The sequence below is a fragment of the Flavobacterium sp. Root420 genome (genome assembly GCF_001427905.1).
Classification (GTDB): Bacteria; Bacteroidota; Bacteroidia; order Flavobacteriales; family Flavobacteriaceae; genus Flavobacterium.
Genome location: NZ_LMEF01000008.1, coordinates 67,881 through 85,998, shown reverse-complemented (window position 1 = coordinate 85,998; position 18,118 = coordinate 67,881). Strand labels below are relative to the sequence as shown.

General features: G+C 34.8%; 19 protein-coding genes. 4 read left to right on the top strand and 15 right to left on the bottom strand.

What is annotated here, in order from left to right:
* Nucleotides 1-136: 136 nt before the first annotated feature.
* Both ASC72_RS06795 and ASC72_RS06790 read right to left on the bottom strand, forming a co-directional pair.
* Nucleotides 137-664, bottom strand: coding sequence for a DUF6646 family protein (locus tag ASC72_RS06795; protein WP_056188770.1), 528 nt, complete (start codon nt 662-664; stop codon nt 137-139).
* Nucleotides 665-713: 49 nt separating this feature from the next.
* Entirely contained in the window at nt 714-1,448 is a 735-nt protein-coding gene (locus ASC72_RS06790) for a metallophosphoesterase family protein (protein ID WP_056188786.1), read from the bottom strand.
* A gap of 177 nt (nt 1,449-1,625) precedes the next feature.
* Between ASC72_RS06790 and ASC72_RS06785 the strand changes: the two genes are divergently transcribed.
* The 3 genes from ASC72_RS06785 to ASC72_RS06775 all read left to right on the top strand — a co-directional run bounded on the left by ASC72_RS06785 (nt 1,626) and on the right by ASC72_RS06775 (nt 4,516).
* Nucleotides 1,626-2,735, top strand: a complete 1,110-nt coding sequence (locus ASC72_RS06785; RefSeq protein WP_056188767.1) for a hypothetical protein — start codon at nt 1,626-1,628, stop codon at nt 2,733-2,735.
* 103 nt (nt 2,736-2,838) lie between these two features.
* The gene (gene dinB / locus ASC72_RS06780; protein ID WP_056188764.1) at nt 2,839-3,921 is read left to right on the top strand and encodes a DNA polymerase IV; all 1,083 of its coding nucleotides are present in this window, start codon (nt 2,839-2,841) and stop codon (nt 3,919-3,921) included.
* 94 nt (nt 3,922-4,015) lie between these two features.
* The gene (locus tag ASC72_RS06775; protein WP_056188762.1) at nt 4,016-4,516 is read left to right on the top strand and encodes a PAS domain-containing protein; all 501 of its coding nucleotides are present in this window, start codon (nt 4,016-4,018) and stop codon (nt 4,514-4,516) included.
* A gap of 124 nt (nt 4,517-4,640) precedes the next feature.
* On the opposite strand, the gene ASC72_RS06770 is transcribed toward ASC72_RS06775, so the two are convergent.
* The 10 genes from ASC72_RS06770 to ASC72_RS06730 all read right to left on the bottom strand — a co-directional run bounded on the left by ASC72_RS06770 (nt 4,641) and on the right by ASC72_RS06730 (nt 13,802).
* On the bottom strand, nt 4,641-6,245 hold the full coding sequence (locus ASC72_RS06770; RefSeq protein ID WP_056188758.1) for a fumarate hydratase: 1,605 nt from the start codon (nt 6,243-6,245) through the stop codon (nt 4,641-4,643).
* 73 nt (nt 6,246-6,318) lie between these two features.
* Entirely contained in the window at nt 6,319-6,999 is a 681-nt protein-coding gene (locus ASC72_RS06765; protein ID WP_056188754.1) for a glycohydrolase toxin TNT-related protein, read from the bottom strand.
* Between the two features lie 6 nt (nt 7,000-7,005).
* Nucleotides 7,006-7,161, bottom strand: a complete 156-nt coding sequence (locus ASC72_RS24060) for a hypothetical protein (RefSeq protein WP_157849266.1) — start codon at nt 7,159-7,161, stop codon at nt 7,006-7,008.
* 3 nt (nt 7,162-7,164) lie between these two features.
* Complete coding sequence (locus ASC72_RS06760; protein WP_056188752.1) at nt 7,165-8,604, bottom strand: nucleoside recognition domain-containing protein; 1,440 nt, start codon at nt 8,602-8,604, stop codon at nt 7,165-7,167.
* A 292-nt stretch (nt 8,605-8,896) separates the two neighbouring features.
* Nucleotides 8,897-9,970 carry a winged helix DNA-binding domain-containing protein gene (locus tag ASC72_RS06755; RefSeq protein ID WP_056188747.1) on the bottom strand — a complete coding sequence of 358 codons (1,074 nt, stop codon included), beginning with the start codon at nt 9,968-9,970 and terminating at the stop codon, nt 8,897-8,899.
* 77 nt (nt 9,971-10,047) lie between these two features.
* Complete coding sequence (locus ASC72_RS06750; RefSeq protein ID WP_056188744.1) at nt 10,048-10,761, bottom strand: 3'-5' exonuclease; 714 nt, start codon at nt 10,759-10,761, stop codon at nt 10,048-10,050.
* A gap of 120 nt (nt 10,762-10,881) precedes the next feature.
* Nucleotides 10,882-11,358 carry a methylated-DNA--[protein]-cysteine S-methyltransferase gene (locus tag ASC72_RS06745; RefSeq protein WP_056188741.1) on the bottom strand — a complete coding sequence of 159 codons (477 nt, stop codon included), beginning with the start codon at nt 11,356-11,358 and terminating at the stop codon, nt 10,882-10,884.
* Nucleotides 11,359-11,528: 170 nt separating this feature from the next.
* Complete coding sequence (locus tag ASC72_RS06740; protein WP_056188738.1) at nt 11,529-12,341, bottom strand: SDR family oxidoreductase; 813 nt, start codon at nt 12,339-12,341, stop codon at nt 11,529-11,531.
* Nucleotides 12,342-12,465: 124 nt separating this feature from the next.
* Nucleotides 12,466-12,915: a GNAT family N-acetyltransferase gene (locus ASC72_RS06735; RefSeq protein ID WP_056188734.1), complete on the bottom strand. Its 450-nt coding sequence runs from the start codon at nt 12,913-12,915 to the stop codon at nt 12,466-12,468.
* Nucleotides 12,900-13,802 (bottom strand): LysR family transcriptional regulator, encoded by a 903-nt coding sequence (locus ASC72_RS06730; RefSeq protein WP_056188732.1) that lies wholly within the window; start codon nt 13,800-13,802, stop codon nt 12,900-12,902. Before ASC72_RS06730 ends, ASC72_RS06735 begins: the two co-directional genes overlap by 16 nt.
* Before the next feature lie 143 nt (nt 13,803-13,945).
* Here ASC72_RS06730 and ASC72_RS06725 point away from each other — a divergent pair, with 143 nt between their 5' ends.
* Nucleotides 13,946-14,341 carry a rhodanese-like domain-containing protein gene (locus tag ASC72_RS06725; protein ID WP_056188729.1) on the top strand — a complete coding sequence of 132 codons (396 nt, stop codon included), beginning with the start codon at nt 13,946-13,948 and terminating at the stop codon, nt 14,339-14,341.
* A 56-nt stretch (nt 14,342-14,397) separates the two neighbouring features.
* Here the strand turns inward: ASC72_RS06725 and ASC72_RS06720 are convergent, their stop codons facing one another.
* The 3 genes from ASC72_RS06720 to ASC72_RS06710 are packed head-to-tail and all read right to left on the bottom strand — an operon-like array spanning nt 14,398 to nt 18,114.
* Nucleotides 14,398-14,817 (bottom strand): SRPBCC family protein, encoded by a 420-nt coding sequence (locus tag ASC72_RS06720; RefSeq protein WP_056188727.1) that lies wholly within the window; start codon nt 14,815-14,817, stop codon nt 14,398-14,400.
* A 2-nt stretch (nt 14,818-14,819) separates the two neighbouring features.
* Nucleotides 14,820-15,692 carry a tetratricopeptide repeat protein gene (locus ASC72_RS06715; protein WP_056188725.1) on the bottom strand — a complete coding sequence of 291 codons (873 nt, stop codon included), beginning with the start codon at nt 15,690-15,692 and terminating at the stop codon, nt 14,820-14,822.
* A 16-nt stretch (nt 15,693-15,708) separates the two neighbouring features.
* Nucleotides 15,709-18,114, bottom strand: coding sequence for a M28 family peptidase (locus ASC72_RS06710; protein ID WP_082564255.1), 2,406 nt, complete (start codon nt 18,112-18,114; stop codon nt 15,709-15,711).
* Nucleotides 18,115-18,118: the final 4 nt, after the last annotated feature.

The window sequence follows — 18,118 nt, the reverse complement described above, 5'->3', positions numbered from 1 at the left end:
GAATAAAACTTAATCTAAAAGGAATGAGCCCGATACAATATCGAGCTCATTATTATCAAATTTAATTATAAATTCGTCTAAACTTTTGGGTGCAGTTCAAAATTGCGAGGCTTTTTTATGAAAAATCTATAAAATTTTATAAATTAAAAGAAGCACCAAGGCTAAAAGTTGCCTGATTGTTTAAATGATCAAAAACGTCATTGTTGTCGCTATACTTAGCAATTGGAAATCCAATTTCTGTAAAAACACCAAATCCTTCAGTGAAAAAGTAACGACCACCAACGTGACCACCAAAATTATGTAATCCAATGCTTAAACCAGGATAAATATCCAATTGCTCAACACCAATAACACTGCTTAAATTGGCATTAATTCTTGCTTTTGCATCAAAACGATCTTGAAATTCTGGTTTTTCATCAGTGTATGGAGTTGGATTATTATGGTAAAAACCACTAAAATTATCAACACCTAGTAGGTAAGTTGAAACAAATCCAAAAGAGAAATTTTCTCCTAAACCGAAATCAACTGACCCTTGAATTCCTGAACCACCATCCTGAAGATTAGCACCAACGTTAACCTTAATGTCACCTTTTCCTTTAAAAGCTTGTTGTGCTTGCGTTAAACCGAATGACACTAAAAATAAAAATGTAAAAACTTTTTTCATAAACTTAAATATTAATTATTTTGGGAATGCAAATTTAGTTTTTTACACATTAATTCCTACCTTTTTCATTAGAATACAATTCATTTAACGGATCACTTTGCCAAAATTCTTTTGTGTCAACATTCATAATGGTCAATGGGCCTTTAAAAGCAGCTCCTGTATCAACATTCCAGACACACGCCTTGTTAATCGGAACTGTTTGTCCTATTCGGGTAACAGGTGTATGACCAATATATATTTCCTTGTAAATAGTAAAGCGTTTAGGATAGTAGGGATCGTCTGGCTTGAGGTTCGGATCTAATGAAAGTGCTGTTTCCCAAAGCGTTCTGTCCCAATAGAATAATTTTGGGAAATATTCCCATATCACACCATTCAAATTGGTAAAACCGGCATGAACAAATAATCGATTTTGATCGTCATGGTAGTAATCCTGTAAAGATTCTAAGAAAACAATATGTTCTTTTTTTCTTTCTTCCGAAAGTTTGGCGTAGCCTTCAACAGTAGCTTTACCGCCATGTTTATACCACATTTCTTCATCAAATTCTTCATGTCTGTTTTCGAGCCAATCCAATGCAAGCTGATCATGATTTCCTCTGATACAAATGCAATTTTGTTTGCTTTTCAGGTTAATTAAATATTCAATTACTTCTGCTGACTGACTCCATCCATCAACATAATCACCTAAAAATATTAGAGTATCTTCTGTAGTAACTTTGGCTTTTTTCATCACTTGCTCAAGTGCGAGTAATCCTCCATGTATGTCGCCTATAACAAATGTTCGCATTTTATTAAATTTCGTGTAGTATACAAAAATAAAGAAAATGATTTGTTTGTAATCATTTAGTTGATAATCTTTCATCGAGTCTTTCGCAGAGATTTTAATACGAATTCATTAGTTAAATACCTTAATTTTATTTAAAAAAATTATATTTGCCGGAAAATTTAGCCCAAAATATATACCATGAAATCAAAAATTATTTTTTTATTTATTTTAACCCTGATAATGTCGTCTTGCTCAGGCGATGATGCAAAATCTGAACAATTTGAATTTTTAGAATTTGAGAAAGATGTTGTATTGCCTTCTCTAAATAGTGGCGATATTACTTTCTTAGCGATAGATTTTGATGATAACTTGAGTAACTGGGATCTTAAACTTACCGATGATGCCGGAAATGTTTTGCCTGCGATACTTAGTAGTGTTCAAGATACAGGATTCGGTTATGTAGATCATGCAATACAAAGAATCGCATTTAAGGCCGCTCCGAAAAATGAAGGTGTCTATACTTTAGAAATTAAAAATAAGACTACAAATCAGATTTATATTGATCATTTTTTAGTAAGAAGTAAAACTTTTAATAAAATTGAATATCCATATACAGTAGATTTTAGTATAATATCTGGATTGAGTGTAAATGAGACACGACCAACAGCTGACTATATTTATTTTCACAACATAAAGAACACTATTACAAGTGATCTTGTGACCACTGGTATTGCAGGAATTAGACTTGAAGATTTAACCACACTGAAAGAATACAATATAAATTATTCTATAAATGCCGAAACAAAAAAAATTGAGTTTAGTGTTCCTCCAGGAGTTCCTGAAGGAAACTATTATTTGTCGGTTAGATATAATAACTTAACTAGTGCTTATTTTGAAAAGGATATCCTGGTACAAGATGAAAAAGTGCCGATGGTTGCTTCAATTAATAAAAACACTTTTAAAGGAAAGGAAACAATGACTCTGAAAGGAAGTAATTTTAGATATAAAGTAGATGCAGATTTACTTCCAGGTTCAATATTTACTACTTTTAAAGTAAGTTCTTCATTGATTTTTGTTAATAGTAACGGAACGGGAGAAGTACAATTAAGCACTTACGACCAGGATCCTAGTTTTAAATATATGAATGCTGAAGGCACTGAAATTAATTTTCCAATTCCAGGAAATACTAGTGAAGATGATTTCTTCTACAGTAATGATTATCCACGTACTTATTTTGAAGGAACCGTTCAGGTGAGAACTGGTCCGTATTTAAGCAAACCGATAGCCATAAGAATAGATTATAAATAGTAAACTTTTTTAAATAGAATTAAAAAGCTGCAGTGTAAAATTGCGGCTTTTTTTTATGATTTTTTTCAGCTCATTTTGATGCTTTCCTATTTAAATTTGTAGTATGTCTGAAACGCCTACATATCGAAAAATTATCCATATTGATATGGATGCTTTTTATGCCTCGGTAGAGCAAATGGATAATCCTGCTTTACGAGGAAAACCTGTTGCTGTTGGTGGTTCAGAGAATAGAGGAGTTGTTTCGGCGGCGAGTTATGAAGCCCGAAAATTTGGCGTGAGAAGTGCCATAAGCGGAGTTTTGGCCAAGAAATATTGTCCTGAAATCATTTTTGTACGTCCAAGATTTGATCGGTACAAAGAAATTTCAGGTAAAATTCATAAAATCTTTCACGAATATACAGATCTGGTAGAACCGCTTTCGCTCGACGAAGCCTATCTTGATGTAACGCAGAATAAAAAGGGAAATCCAAGTGCCAGTTTGTTGGCGCAGGAAATTCGGTTAAGAATTTTGAATGAAGTTGGATTGACAGCTTCGGCAGGAATTTCAGTTAATAAATTTGTGGCTAAAATTGCCAGTGATATCAACAAACCAAACGGACAGAAAACCGTAAATCCGGATGAAATTTTGTCCTTTTTAGAAGAATTGCCTATTCGGAAGTTTTATGGTGTCGGAAAAGTGACTACGGAGAAAATGTACCAACTGGGAATTTTTACCGGAGCTGATCTAAAAACAAAATCCGAAGAATTTCTGGAAAAGCATTTCGGGAAATCTGGTGCTTTTTATTATAAAGTAGTTCGCGGAATCCATAACAGTGAAGTAAAATCATATCGTGTAACAAAATCTGTAGCGGCAGAACATACTTTTGATGTGAATTTATCTTCGGAAATATTTATGTTAGAACAGTTGGAGAGAATTGCGATTTCATTAGAAAAGCGATTAAAAAAACACAATATTTCAGGAAAAACAGTAACACTTAAAATCAAATACAGCGATTTTACACAACAAACAAGAAGCAAAACACTTGCTTATTTTATTTCCGATAAGAGCTTAATTCTTGAAACTGTTGAAGAACTATTGTATCAGGAAAAAATGAAAGATTCTGTTCGGTTGCTCGGAATCTCCTTAAGCAATTTGAACACTGAAGAAAAGAAAGCTGTAGTTGTTCAGCTAAAATTTGCTTTTTAATGTAAGAATTGTGCCAAATTGTAGCAATTAAAGCCTTTTATGAAGAATTTTCTCTCTATCTTTACTTTGGAAAATTTTTCAATTACCACCACCAATGAAAAATACGAAAGCAGATGAAGCTTTACATCGAAATACAGTTCCTATTTTAGCCTGGGATTTTCACTATGAATATCTGCACGAATTAAAAGCAATATTTACTGATTTGAAAAAAGTAAAAAAGATTTCAAATCGATTTTCCTGGGATGATAATCAACTTGAAATAGAAAAGCGAATTTTAGATGAAGTAGTTTTGGTTACCGATGCAAATTTGAAAATCGTTTTTGCTTCCAACGGAATCAAAAAAATGACGGGCTATACAGAAAGCGAAATCATTGGGAAAACCCCAAAGATGTTTCAAGGGCCAAAAACGTCTGAAATTGCCTTAAAAGAGATCAGAGCAGCTATTCAATTACAAGTTCCATTTGAAAAAACACTTGAGAACTATAAAAAAGATGGTAAAACCTATAAATGCAAAATAAACAGTGTACCTATTTTTAACGTAAAAGGAGAATTATCACATTTTATAGCTTTTGAAAGCGTAGACAAAAGTGCTTGAGGCTATTTGCCACAAAGGCACGAAGACACGAAGAAAATTATTTGTTGATACAAGAAACAAAAACCGCCCAAAAGGCGGTTTTTCAATATAAAAATTTGTGTCTTAGTGTCTTTGTGGCAAATCCTTACAGATTTTCAAAGAAATCATTTCCTTTATCATCAGTAATAATAAACGCAGGGAAATCTTTAACCGTGATTTTTCGAACAGCTTCCATTCCTAATTCTTCAAAGTCAACAACTTCAACTTTAAGAATATTATCCTGAGCCAAAATCGCTGCCGGACCTCCAATCGAACCTAAATAGAATCCGCCGTATTTATGACAGGCATCCGTAACTTGTTTGGTACGATTTCCTTTTGCAAGCATAATCATACTTCCACCATGTTTCTGGAATTCATCCACATAAACGTCCATACGTCCTGCCGTTGTAGGCCCAAAACTTCCTGAAGCCATTCCTTCCGGAGTTTTGGCAGGACCTGCGTAATAAACAGGATGATTTTTAAAGTATTCCGGCATTGGTTGACCAGCTTCCAACATTTCCATAATTTTTGCGTGAGCGATGTCACGGGCAACAATTACAGTTCCGTTTAATTTTAAACGCGTTTTTATTGGATATTGAGATAGTTTTGCCAACATATCTGCCATTGGCATATTCAAATCAATTTCAACCGGAGCCTCTAAGTGTGGAGCCGTTTCTGGTAAAAACTGTTTCGGATTTACTTCTAATTGTTCAACGTAAATTCCGTCTTTCGTGATTTTTCCTTTAATATTTCTGTCAGCAGAACATGAAACTCCCAATCCAACCGGACAAGAAGCAGCGTGACGCGGCAAACGGATTACACGAACATCATGTGTAAAATATTTTCCTCCAAACTGAGCACCAATCGCACTTTCCTGACAAATTTGCTGTACTTTTTGTTCCCATTCATGATCGCGGAAAGCCTGACCAGACATGTTTCCGGTAGTTGGTAAATTGTCGTAATAGCCGGCAGATGCTTTTTTAACGGCACTTAAGTTCGCTTCCGCAGAAGTTCCACCAATTACCAAAGCCAAATGGTATGGAGGACAAGCCGAAGTTCCTAAATCTTTAATTTTTGCACGAACAAAAGCATCCAAAGATTTTTCGTTTAAAAGTGATTTTGTTTGCTGGTATAAATACGTTTTATTCGCAGATCCTCCTCCTTTTGCCATGAATAAAAATTCATAAGAAGCACCTTTTTTAGCATAAATATCAATCTGTGCCGGAAGATTCGAACCTGAATTCTTTTCTTCAAACATCGAGATCGGAACAATTTGAGAATAACGTAAATTACGTTTTTGGTACGTATTGAAAATTCCTCTGCTCAACCATTCTGCATCATCAACACCAGTAAAAATGCTTTCGCCTTTTTTGGCCATTACAATTGCAGTTCCGGTATCCTGGCAGCTTGGCAATTGACCTTCAGCGGCAACCGAAGCATTTTGGAGTAAATTGTAAGCCACAAAACGGTCATTGTCTGTAGCTTCAGGATCATCAAGAATTTTACGGAGTTTTTGTAAATGCGTCGTTCTCAACATAAACGAAACATCTGTTAAAGCTTCTTCAGCTAATAATTCTAATCCTTTTGGATCAACAGTCAGAACTTCACGTTCTCCAAATTTTTCAACTTTTACAAAATCAGAAGTAATTTTGCGGTATTGTGTGTCATCCTTTAAAATAGGATAAGGGTCTTGGTATATAAATTCAATCATTTCTTTGTTTTTGACAAAGTTAAAAATTATTTACAGAAGAAAGAGTTTGAATTAGGGCTGTTTTTTGTTGTTTTTATTTGAATGTAATTACCTTTAGCTTCTTTTTTTGATACAATGCTGCTAATGCCATTTTTTTACCATTTAAATAAAAAAGCCCATTTTCAAATTTAACTTCAGGATTAATCAGAAAGAAGTAATTATCGCGATCATTTAAAACACTAAGATTTTCAAAATTTAGGTCAATAATTTCAACATATTTGATAATATTGAGTTTTAATGCTTCTTCAATATTGATTGGGTTTTCTTCATATCTCAGGCAATATTTATCTCCTTCGCCAGGCATTCCAAACCAAGGGATTGCTTTTGCCGAGACTAATTCAATATAGTCAGGAAATTTGTCAAAAATAAAAAGCTTTCTTTCGTAACTTTCAAAAAATTCAGGTAAAGATTTCCGTTCAAAAGGTTCGTCATTCATCCAGAAAAACACACCCTGATTTTGCCATGAAGGACCATATTGGTCTTTTTTGGTATTACTGTCTGAATAATGCATGTATAAATCGCGTGGCAAAAAAGTCAGGATTGAATCGTTGATCAGCCAATCAATTTTATTCGGATCGAATTCTTTTGTTGTGCGTTCTTCTATTGGTTCATTTACAATAGGAGTAACCTCTTCGATAAATTGAGTTTTGTCTTCAGAAGCAATTTCTTCGGCAGTTTCAACTTCCTTTTTTTTAGTGAAAAATCTTTTGAACATATTGTTTTATTGATGATTTGGTAAAAGAAAAAACAAAGAAGAAAGAATGGCAGCTACTATAAACCCTAATATTTCATCATCCATAGATTTTTTGCCTCCGTAAGAAATCCATCTGGATACATTTCCAATTAACAAAAAGATTAATTTTGATATTTGCCTCATATTTTAAAAAAACCAGCTAGCCACAAAAATCGCTGTAATTACACAAATCACATCAACCAAAAGCATGGTGCCCAAAGCGTAACGCGTGTTTTTAATATTAACAGAACCAAAGTATACTGCAATAACATAAAAAGTACTTTCGGCACTGCATTGAAAAATACTGCTCAATCTTCCTGTTAAGGAATCGGCACCAAAAGTATTCATCGAATCAATCAAAAATCCTCTTGATCCTGCTGAACTAAATGGTCTAAGCATGGCAACCGGCAAGGCATCAGTAATTTGTTTGTTGACACCCATATTCGAGAAAATAAAGGCAATTCCATCACTTATGATTTCAAACAGACCACTGTTTCTAAATAATGAAATGGCTACCAACATTCCTAAAACGTAAGGAAAAATAGTAACTCCCGTTTTAACTCCATTATTTGCTCCAACGACGAATGCGTCAAAAACTGTGGTATCTGCATCTTTAAATTTCTTTTCGTGAATAAATGAAAAGATCAGCGTAAAGACTATGATGACAAGTAAAATCAATGCCGATAGATTCGTTGTAAAAAAGTTTTTTCCGATTAAATCCAAATGATTTACATACATCAATAATCCAATAATGGCAGCAATTAATACCATCAGGCCAATGACAAGAGAAGCACTTTTGAAATTGATTTTTTGTTTGATTCCCACAATTAAAAAAGCAGCAATCGTACCAATAAACGAAGTAATAATACACGGAAGCATAACATCTGCCGGATTGCTTGCACCTGCTGCTGCACGGTAACCAATAATAGAAGTCGCAATTAGGGTTAAACCTGAAGCGTGCAGACACATAAACATAATCTGTGCATCACTTGCCCTGTCTTTGTCAGGGTTTATTTCTTGTAAACTTTCCATGGCTTTAAGGCCAAACGGAGTTGCAGCCGAATCTAATCCTAAGAAATTAGCAGCAAAGTTTAAAGTCATGTAGGAGATTGAAGGGTGATTTTTTGGGATACTTGGAAACACTTTTACAAAAACTGGACTAAGGCCCTTAGCCAATTTCCCAGATGCTCCGGAGATAATTAAAAGTTCCATTAATCCGCAGAAAAAGGCCAAATAAGCTATAAGCGGTAAAATTAAATCAAGTAAAGTGGTTTTGCAGGTTGGTAATAAACCGTCAGATTTTTGAACACCACTAAAAATTTTTACCGTTTTGTTTTTATAAACGTAAGTTGTGTCTGGATTAAGTGTATCACGATTGATAATCATCGTCTGATCCGGTGCTTTTTTGATGCTATCTTTGATGAACGCAGGAAGCTGTTCAGCATATTTTTCTGAAACCAGAATTGGATCGTCTTTTTTTCCATTCAAAACAGAGTCAATGGTATAAGTATTCGCAGTAAATAAACTTATCATTATAAAAATGATCGACGAAATAAAAATAGTTAACCAAAATCTACTTAATACCATAACGCTGTTTTTTTTGTAAATGTAATTATTTAGCAATAAAATGCACAAAGAATTTAATGCCGAAACGAGAAGAATTTTTTTAGAAATCGTGATTTTTTGGTTTTTTAGCCAGAATTTAGAGATCGTTAGATATCGCCCCTAAGGGGCTAAAAAGCTAATGAACAATTTATTTCTATAAATATTGCACTCCTAACGGAGTTGATTTAGCCCCATTGGGGCTGTATGTCTATAGATAATGTCCTTCTTAAACTGTACTAGCTCCTTTCGGAGCGGCATTGAGTTTATGAACAATTTATTCAATAACAATTTTGGTTCCCAGATAATTTTCAAAAGCCTTAATGCCTTCAAAGAGAATCGCCTTTTTATGACTTTCGGTTTCGTTAAAAAAAGCTGTTTCTATTTTGGCATGATCTTTTTTGATGGTTCGTTTCCACGTTCCAATCACCTTGCTGTTTTCAAGAATAATTGGTTTAAAAATTCCATTATTGGTAAAAGTTTTCGATTGATGTTCGAGTAGAATCGAAGCTTCTCTCGTTTTATAAGAGATTAAAATCTCATCAAATGCGGGAAGAAAATGTACGCTTTCGCGGAAGCTGTTTTCATTGGATGAATCAGTTCCAAACCAATAAATTTGCCCATCAATCTCCATTGAATTTAATTGCAACGAAATTGCATTAATGGTTTGCTTGCAGATGGTTGGAGAGAAACCAGACCACCACGAAAAGTCAAGAAGTGTAGCAGGGCCGCGGCTTTCAAAATATCTTAGGGCTAATTTCGTAAGGCCTTCTTCTTTGGTTAATTTCAATTTTGGTTTCGTAACCCGCTCTTCAAGTAATGCGTAAGTGATTTGTTTTCCTTTCATTTTTCCGTTACAAACCAAACCATCCAATTCGGCATTCATCATAATAGCAGCACTCAAAAAATCCTCATTGGAAGTTTTTTTGATGTTGAGTTCCTGCATAATTCCGTCACGCGTCAAATGATTGTTTCCTGCTAATAGCTTTTCGATTTTAGAATTTATCTGATCGAGTTTTTTGGCATCATAACCATATTTTTTACCGGCAGAAGCTGTAAATCTTTTCACTTGCGGAGCCGAAACATCCAACATCCAATAAATATCATCGGCCGAAACAAAATGCCAGGTTGGTCGAAGAATATGAGTTCGGATAATTTCTGCGGAATTTATAGCTTCTTCAATGGCTGCCTCAGTAGTATCACATCGGGAACCAATCGCCCATTTGGCCATTGAATAATCCTGAGCTTGCATTGCACCTAAATGTTTTACAATTTCTTGTGGAGAAATTGGACTTGTTTTGTACAACTTTTGTGAAACAAGACGATGATGTGAAATTTCCTGATATGTCATATTTCTAAACTTAAAATCTATTCTCAAAACCGCTCAACCTTTGTAGCTTTGCCACTTTGTACCTTTGAACCTTGAAATCACACATGAATAATTTCCTCATCAATCAATAAATCTTCCCTACGAAGACGAAGGAAAATCTGGGCAACCGCAATGGTATCTTTTTCACAATACGTTACAATTCGGTCAATATCTTTCTCTACGTAAAAAACATGCGCGACCTGACTTCCATCGATATCGCCTTTTGGAGAAGGAACTCCAAGGATTTTAGTCAATAATTTTAAAGAAGTAAAATGCTTGTAATCGCCAAACTTCCATAATTCCAAAGTATCCAAATGCGGAATTTCCCACGGTTTTTTACCGAATAAATTCAGTTTGTCCGGAATCGCAATTTGGTTGATAATCATTCTTCTGGCAATAAACGGAATATCAAATTCTTTCGCATTGTGTCCGCATAAAAGATGGAAGGGCTGATTAAAATGATTGCTCAGCAAATTATTAAAATCTTTTAAAATCTTCTTTTCATCTCCAAAAAAGGAAGTCACTCTAAAATTCCGAATATCGCCTTTGATTGTAAAATACCCAACCGAAATACAAATGATTTTCCCGAATTCTGCCCAAATTCCGGCCCGATCGTAGAATTCTTCCGGAGAAAATTCGTCTTTACGCTGATATTGCGTTTTATGATCCCAAAGTGATTGCATTTCCGCGTCAAGCGAATTGAAACTCTCTTCTTCAGGAACGGTTTCTATATCGAGAAATAAAATGTTGTTGAGGTTTATTTTTTCAATCATAATTATAGTTTAAACACGAATTTCACGAATTGGCACGAAAAGTATTGGTTTTAAATAACTGCACAAACTTGCGATATTTGTAAAGATAAAGCTATAAAATTAATTTGTGAAAATTGTGTTTTAAAACAAACTCTGTTGAGTTGAAGGGTTTTCATGTTCGAGTAACCATTTTTTGCGAGATAAACCTCCGGCGTAACCGGTTAAAGACCCATTTGTGCCAATAACACGATGACAGGGAACCACAATCCAAAGTGGATTTTTCCCGTTCGCCGATGCAACAGCACGAATCGCTTTTATATCGCCCAGTTTTTTGGTCTGATCCATATAACTGATGGTTTTTCCGTATGGAATTTCTAATAAAGCTTTCCAAACTTTTTGCTGAAATTCGGTTCCTTGTGGATTTAGTTTCAAATCGAAATCAGTTCTTTTTCCTTCAAAATATTCTTCAAGTTGCGAAACAGCTTCTTTTAAAACTTTCGGAATCTTCTTTGAAACTTCATTTGTGCCAACATCGGAAACGGAGATGACAGCAATACCGTTTTCGTCTCCAATGATTTTGGTGATTCCTAAGGGTGAGTTGATATATACTGTTTCCATATTTTTTTAACCGTAAAGGCGCTAGGGTTTAGGCAAAGTTCGCAAAGTTTTTTGTTTTCACCATATATGTTATGTAAGTAAATTTAAGCTTCGCTGATATTGAAAGATCATAAAAGCTTTATGTAAAGTTTCTAAGTTCCATCTAAATGAACTTATATGCCTTATATGGTTTAATATTCGTCCAATTTAAACTCGTAATTCAAAATGTCCTGAACTTTTTCGCTTGAAATAATTTTCTTGATATTCGATTTTTCAGTGCTGAATTTTGGTAAAATCAGGTTTTGTTCTTTTGCTTTTTGAGTATAATAATCTTCTCTGGAAGGATGAAAAGGCGCAACGGCATTGAAAACTTCATTCCATTTTGATTGAAAAATTATTTCTTCTATGATCCCGATGCAATCTTTCTGATGAATTAAATTGACCGGCGCATCCGGGTTTTCGAGATTTTCTTTTCCTGCTAAGAATTTTACAGGATGACGATCTTCTCCAATTAATCCGCCGAAACGTAGAATGGTGGTTTCGAAGTTTTGGTTCTTTTGCAGAATTGCTTCTGCTAAAAGCAATTGTTTACCGCTTTCCGTTTCAGGATTTGGATTGGTTTCTTCTGTAATCAAATCGTTTTGATCTCCATAAACAGAAGTCGAACTCACAAAAAGGACTTTTTTGATAGTCGATTTTTCTATAAAAGGAATCAAAGTTTCGATTTTCTCAACAAAAAGCTTTCGCGATGAATCTGTATTTGCCCGTAATTTGGGCGGAATATCAATAATAAGAATTTCGCTTTCCGCTAAGAAATCATTTATAGTTTCTGAAACACTTTCGCTTTCAAGCGCAACCAAAAACGGATTTATCCCGGCATCTTTCAGAATAGAAAGTTTATTTTCAGAAGTTGTTGAGCCTTTTACCGAGTTTCCTTTTTCGATTAATTTTTTCGCCAAAGGCAAACCTAGCCAGCCACAGCCTAAAACACTTATTTTTTTCATTTTTTTTTGAAGGTTCAGAGGTTCTGAGGGGCAAAGGTACAAAGGTTAATAACGTAATAGCGGCCTTTTCTTTGCGACTTCGCTCCCGATAATTATCGAGACTGCGAGATTAATTGGTAGATTATTACAAATCCAGAAAGAAGCAAATTTTGTCTTTTCCTTTTGCGCCAATTCTGTGGTAGAATTTTATTGCTCTTTCGTTAAATTGAGGTGTTCGCCATTGCATATTGACGCAGTTTTTGGCTTTCCCGATTTCCTTTAATTTATTGATTAGAACTTCTCCAATGCCGAAATTTCTGGCTTCTTCTTCCAAAAATAAACAATCCATATAAATGAAATCGCCGGCACTCCAGGTGGAATATGTAAAATTATAAGAGGCGTAACCTACAATGTCGTTATCAGTTGCTACAAGTAAACAAAATAGTTTAGGATTTTCACTGAATAAGGCTTCTCTTAAACCTTCTTGTTTTCCCGTCGGATCATAATCCGCTTTTTCAAATTCGGTATGTTTCTGGCATAAAATGACCAATTTTGGCAAATCGGCTAATTCGCAGTTTCTTATTGTATATTCCATTGCAGGTTAATTTCGGTTTGTAAAAAGGTGATAAAATGATGAAAATAGGCTGGATATTCCTGATTGTCCCGAATCGCGATAAAATGCTTTCTCTTCAATCCATTTTTTCCAATTTTGATGGCTTTTATCGGATTGTTTTTTAAATGGGGTAACAAAGCCCATTTTGCCATTGACATAACGCCCATATCCGCTTTCACCATTTCCAGACAAGCTTCTGTTAAAGGCAAGGCTGTAATTTTCTTCGGAGTTACTTTGGCTGGAGCCAAAAGAAAGTGATGAATGGTAACGGTTTCCATTGGAAGGGAATGAATCAAAAGATGTTCGTTGACAAAATCTTCGGCAATAACGTATTTTTTATTTGCCCAGGCATGATTTTCAGAAACCACCATTACAACTTCATCCTGAACAAGTTCCAGATATTTAATATTGTTGTCATTGATCTGATCGCTAATAATGGCGATATCAATCGTGTTTTCTAATAATTTTTGGAGTGGAATATGCGTCGCTTCGGTCACAATTTTCAATTCAACATTAGGATACAAAAGATGAAATTGTTTCATTACCGACGGAAGCCAATGATAACTCGAGAAACACTCGGTACTAATTCGGATTTCACCATATTCTCCAAAAACCATTTGTTTAATTTGAGTTTGGGTTTGAGAAAGTTTATCCAGAATTTCGTTGGCGAGCTCGTAGATTTTCTCTCCGGCTTTCGTCAAAACCAGTTTTTTATTTGTTCTCAAAAAAATGGCTGTTCCCAATTGATATTCAGCTTCTTTAAGTTGATGACTCAGGGCCGATTGTGTCAAATGAAGTTTATCTATCGCTTTGGTGATGCTTCCTTCTTCGACAATTGCTTTTATCAATCTTAAGTGACGTATTTCCATTTTTAGAGAATTTATACAAAGAAACAAAATTTTAGAACGGCTTTTTCATGAAAAAAAGTAATGTAGTTGATGAATTCTTTTCGTTTTTATAGTATTAAATGTTCATCTACTTTTGAAAAAACAAAACCATAAAAACAGAAAAAATGGAAGCACAAATTAAACATTATGAAAACAAACTGGCTTTCGAAATGGATCCTTCTGATTTGTTTGATGCCTTGAATAACGGAGAAAAAGTAGTTGTTATTGACGCCCGAAAGGCATTTGGTTTTGAAGCAGAACATATTCCGACAGCGATTAATATTCCGCATCGCGAAATGACGATTGAAAATACCCAACATTTAGATAAAGCCGTTTTGTATGTAACGTATTGTGACGGAATTGGTTGTAACGCTTCGACAAGAGGCGCTTTGAATATGGCAAAATTAGGTTTTAAAGTAAAAGAATTAATTGGAGGAATAGAGTGGTGGAAGTTTGACGGATACGCCACTGAAGGGACAAAGGGCGTAGAAGCAGGATTGAAAATAGAATGTGCCTGCTAAAAAAGAAGGCCAACTTTACAGCTAAAGTTGGCCTTCTTATATTTTAAAAATGAATCTTATGATTCTATTATTGCTTTTAATCCTTGAAGAATAGGGTTTTCTTCACCTTGAGGTTCTTCCTGTACAGCGCCAGGGCGATTGTCTTCCTGAATAATTTCAAGTTTGGTTTTTTGATTTTCTTCGGATAAAACATAACTCATAATGAAATAATTCTCGGGCTTATCTTCTAATTCCGGCCTCGGAAAAAACAAAGAATATTTGATTTTTTGATTCGGTACAACTTCTAAAATAGTTCCCCATTGTTCAAAAAACTGACCTTCCCATTCATTCCTGAATCTGATTTCATTGCCAACTTTCCAGTCTGTAATTAAATCGCTACCGTATTGCCATTGTTTGACCAGTTCCGGTTTTGTTAAGACATTCCATACTTTTTCGACTGGGGCATTCAGTACTATTGTAGAAATATTTGTTGCCATTTTTACTCGATTTTAACGTTGTTTTTCTCTGCAATTTTTTTGAATAAATCTTCTTTATTTTCAGATTTCATTTTTTGATAAATAGCTCCCAAAAGCTGTTCAGAATCTTTTACATATTCTGATTTTTCGTTGGTGTAGATAACATGGGCCATGAAAATGTTGTCGAGCGCCTTTTCGTCATCATTTAGAACAAAATAATTTTTTCCGGCACCAAAGTAACCTTCTGCATTATTAGGCTGGAATTTGATTAGTTTTTCATAATATTCGATAGCCGTCTTAAAATCAGATTTTAAGGTATAAGCAACCCCAATGTTCATTAGTGCTAAATCGCCTTCCGGAAAAATAGCAAGCGATTTTTTATAATATGTGATTGCATTATCATAATCATTTAACTGTCGGTAGCAAACGGCAATGTCATCCAGAGCGAGTACAAAATTAGGATCTTCCTTCAACGAAAGTTGCAAAGCTTCAATAGCCATCTTATAGTTGTTAGCTTTCATGAAATCTTTTGCAATGATATATGAGTTCTGTGCCTTTTCATTTTTTGAATCTGCGTAAAAAATAGTCGTTTTGTCTTCAGGCTCCTGCGGTAATAATTTTGGACATTTTTTAATGACAGCATCACTCACTTTTTGAATCATGCTTTTAATTCCGTCAACCGTGTTAATCGATTCTCTAACTTTTGTGTCCTTATCGGTTAATATAGTTTCAGACATTGTGCTGGTCAGGCAGTCTCTAAAGATATCTTCTGTAATAATGCCTGAATTTTTTTGCAAACAATCACATGTTTTTACGGCTATTTTTTCTTCTACAGCTTGTGCATAAATAGTCGGGAAGCTTGCAAATGCTATAAAAATCAGAATTCTTTTCTTCATATAAGGTATTTCTATTTTATAAACTATTGTTTTGTTGCGGTTTAGCTACTGGTGTTAAACTGTCTTTCGCAACAGTCACACTATCTTTGATTGGCGCAGCTTCGATTGTTGGAACTGGCGCGGTATATCTTTTTATTTTTTGCTGAATTAAAACAGCATCATTCAAAACAAAAGGTGTCGGCATCATCCAGTCGCTTCTTGGTTTTACCTGGAATAATGGATTGGTCATCAAATCGAAAGAGCTTTCAATTAAATCCATATCAAAAATAGACGATTTATTGATGTAGAATTCCATTACAAGTGGTTCATTACCTACAACATAATAACATAAAATCTTCATGCCCTCTCTTTCCAGACTATTTCCTTTTTGGCCAGAAGTTGAAACTCCATTGGCTTTAAAGTTGTAAAAAGTCATTTTAGGATGGGCAAAAATATCGTAACGATTGACCTTGCGGTTCGGTGTAATTTGTATTTTCATATAACGATTGTTACCTACGACACTGTCTTTTAAGAAAGAAATTGTTGGTTTAGGAACATCAACAACCGGTGCAATGGCACTGTAGGTAAAACCAGAATTGTATTTGCTGGCAAGTGGCAGCGCATTTAGCCCAACCGCTTTTTGATTTTTTTCTCCCAAATAGGTTTTGGTCCAATCATCAAGATTTACATCGTATGTTGTCCATACGGCAGAATTTGTATCGGCATTGTATACGTAAAGTAAACTGTTCGATTTTGCTTTTCCGTGCTCGTAACCAGAATTGTAACCTGCGTAAACAAAAAAACCAATAGATACAACAAAAAAGAATGTGGCCCATGCCCCTTTTCTAATAAAATCACCAAAAATTGGAAGCAATAATCCGAAAAGTAAAACAGTAAGTACGGCACTTCCAAAAAGAATCTTCAAGCCTAAACCAATTGGGAACATTACAATAAATGGTGCAACAATTATAAGCGCCGGAAGCGTAAATAATAAGTTTAAACCCAAACTGTAATGTTGTGTAACAACAAAAATTCCAAATAAGAAAATTCCAAAATAAACCGGAATGATAAGGAATCCTGCGCCGGTTAAGCTATTGGCTAAATATAAATTGATAATGATCCATAGCAGCAAAGGCGCTACGAAGTGATTCATCGTAATTTTTGTTTCTGAAAAATGGTTGTAAAAAGCGAAGCAAATCGCGATAGTTAAAGTAACAAATGCTCCAATGTAAGCATGTCCATTGTAGGTAAAGCCATTAAGCAAATCTGAATATTGAGGGTAGATCTGCAAAACGATTTTCCATCCTAAAAAAGTTACCAAACCGGCAATGATTAAAGCTCCCAAAAACGGAACAAAACCTCTGAAAATCTCCCTGAAAGAGATTAAGCGTTTTGCTTTTCCAATAAAAATAAAAATAATTAGTAAACCCAAAGCAATTATTGTCATTGGGAAAACCCAGGTAAACGGGTAACTTATAAATGAGAATGGAACGCTGAAATAAACATCATCTACAGTTGAGTTTGTTGCATTTAAGTCGATGTTTGAAAAGTATTTTAATAAAGGCATCAGATATGTCCCCTGATGTGCCAGTGTCATTTTATTTAAATGATAAATGTCGTCTTGTTGGGTATGATAATTATAATGCCCATCGATAAAAGCAAAATTAAATCCCTGAATATTTCCTTGTTCTCTAAAAACAGTTAAATCAGTATCGTTTGGAAGCATTTTGTAAATGCTGTACATCAACGAATTAGAAACCGGATATTTGGTTTTGGCTTTTGAAAATTCTTTTACAAGAGCTTCATTTCCTTTATTGGTTTCCATTAACATATAGCTTGGACCTGAAGATCCTCGGGCTTCAAAATTAATAACCAAACCAACGTCTTTAGCCCACGGATGTTTGTTTACAAACAGTTCAGCACCGTTTAATCCTAATTCTTCAGCATCTGAAAAAAGAATTATAATATCGTTTTTTTGTGGTTGTTTGGAGTACATAAAAGCACGAATACCTTCAAGAATGGTGGCTACGCCCGAAGCATCATCACTTGCTCCTTTAGAAAATGAATGTGGCGCGCTGTCGTAATGGGATAGTAATAAAAGCGCTTTTGAGTTGTTGGTCCCTTTTATGCGGGCCAGAATGTTTTTGGATTTTACTAAAAGCCCCTTGTTGTTTAGTGTAAATCCTTCCTGAACAGAAGTCTCTAAACCAATTCGGTTCAATTCAAGTTTAAGGTAGTTTGCTACTAATTCGTGATTAGTTGATCCGACATAATGTGGTTTTTGAGCAATAATTTCGACTTGGTTTAGGGCCCTTTCGGTCGAAAATTCGGCAAGAGCTTCCTCTTCTTTCGAAATCCATTGCGGCATCATGGTGGCGTAAATAATACCAAGAATTGCTAAAATACATACTACGGCAAGAATTGAGGTGGGGTTTTTTTTCATGATG

Bases quoted from the DNA above. Each gene is read 5' to 3' on its own strand.
- ASC72_RS06795 (WP_056188770.1), bottom strand. From the start codon at position 664: ATGAAAAAAGTTTTTACATTTTTATTTTTAGTGTCATTCGGTTTAACG.
- ASC72_RS06790 (WP_056188786.1), bottom strand. From the start codon at position 1,448: ATGCGAACATTTGTTATAGGCGACATACATGGAGGATTACTCGCACTT.
- ASC72_RS06785 (WP_056188767.1), top strand. From the start codon at position 1,626: ATGAAATCAAAAATTATTTTTTTATTTATTTTAACCCTGATAATGTCG.
- dinB (WP_056188764.1), top strand. From the start codon at position 2,839: ATGTCTGAAACGCCTACATATCGAAAAATTATCCATATTGATATGGAT.
- ASC72_RS06775 (WP_056188762.1), top strand. From the start codon at position 4,016: ATGAAAAATACGAAAGCAGATGAAGCTTTACATCGAAATACAGTTCCT.
- ASC72_RS06770 (WP_056188758.1), bottom strand. From the start codon at position 6,245: ATGATTGAATTTATATACCAAGACCCTTATCCTATTTTAAAGGATGAC.
- ASC72_RS06765 (WP_056188754.1), bottom strand. From the start codon at position 6,999: ATGTTCAAAAGATTTTTCACTAAAAAAAAGGAAGTTGAAACTGCCGAA.
- ASC72_RS24060 (WP_157849266.1), bottom strand. From the start codon at position 7,161: ATGAGGCAAATATCAAAATTAATCTTTTTGTTAATTGGAAATGTATCC.
- ASC72_RS06760 (WP_056188752.1), bottom strand. From the start codon at position 8,604: ATGGTATTAAGTAGATTTTGGTTAACTATTTTTATTTCGTCGATCATT.
- ASC72_RS06755 (WP_056188747.1), bottom strand. From the start codon at position 9,970: ATGACATATCAGGAAATTTCACATCATCGTCTTGTTTCACAAAAGTTG.
- ASC72_RS06750 (WP_056188744.1), bottom strand. From the start codon at position 10,761: ATGATTGAAAAAATAAACCTCAACAACATTTTATTTCTCGATATAGAA.
- ASC72_RS06745 (WP_056188741.1), bottom strand. From the start codon at position 11,358: ATGGAAACAGTATATATCAACTCACCCTTAGGAATCACCAAAATCATT.
- ASC72_RS06740 (WP_056188738.1), bottom strand. From the start codon at position 12,341: ATGAAAAAAATAAGTGTTTTAGGCTGTGGCTGGCTAGGTTTGCCTTTG.
- ASC72_RS06735 (WP_056188734.1), bottom strand. From the start codon at position 12,915: ATGGAATATACAATAAGAAACTGCGAATTAGCCGATTTGCCAAAATTG.
- ASC72_RS06730 (WP_056188732.1), bottom strand. From the start codon at position 13,802: ATGGAAATACGTCACTTAAGATTGATAAAAGCAATTGTCGAAGAAGGA.
- ASC72_RS06725 (WP_056188729.1), top strand. From the start codon at position 13,946: ATGGAAGCACAAATTAAACATTATGAAAACAAACTGGCTTTCGAAATG.
- ASC72_RS06720 (WP_056188727.1), bottom strand. From the start codon at position 14,817: ATGGCAACAAATATTTCTACAATAGTACTGAATGCCCCAGTCGAAAAA.
- ASC72_RS06715 (WP_056188725.1), bottom strand. From the start codon at position 15,692: ATGAAGAAAAGAATTCTGATTTTTATAGCATTTGCAAGCTTCCCGACT.
- ASC72_RS06710 (WP_082564255.1), bottom strand. From the start codon at position 18,114: ATGAAAAAAAACCCCACCTCAATTCTTGCCGTAGTATGTATTTTAGCA.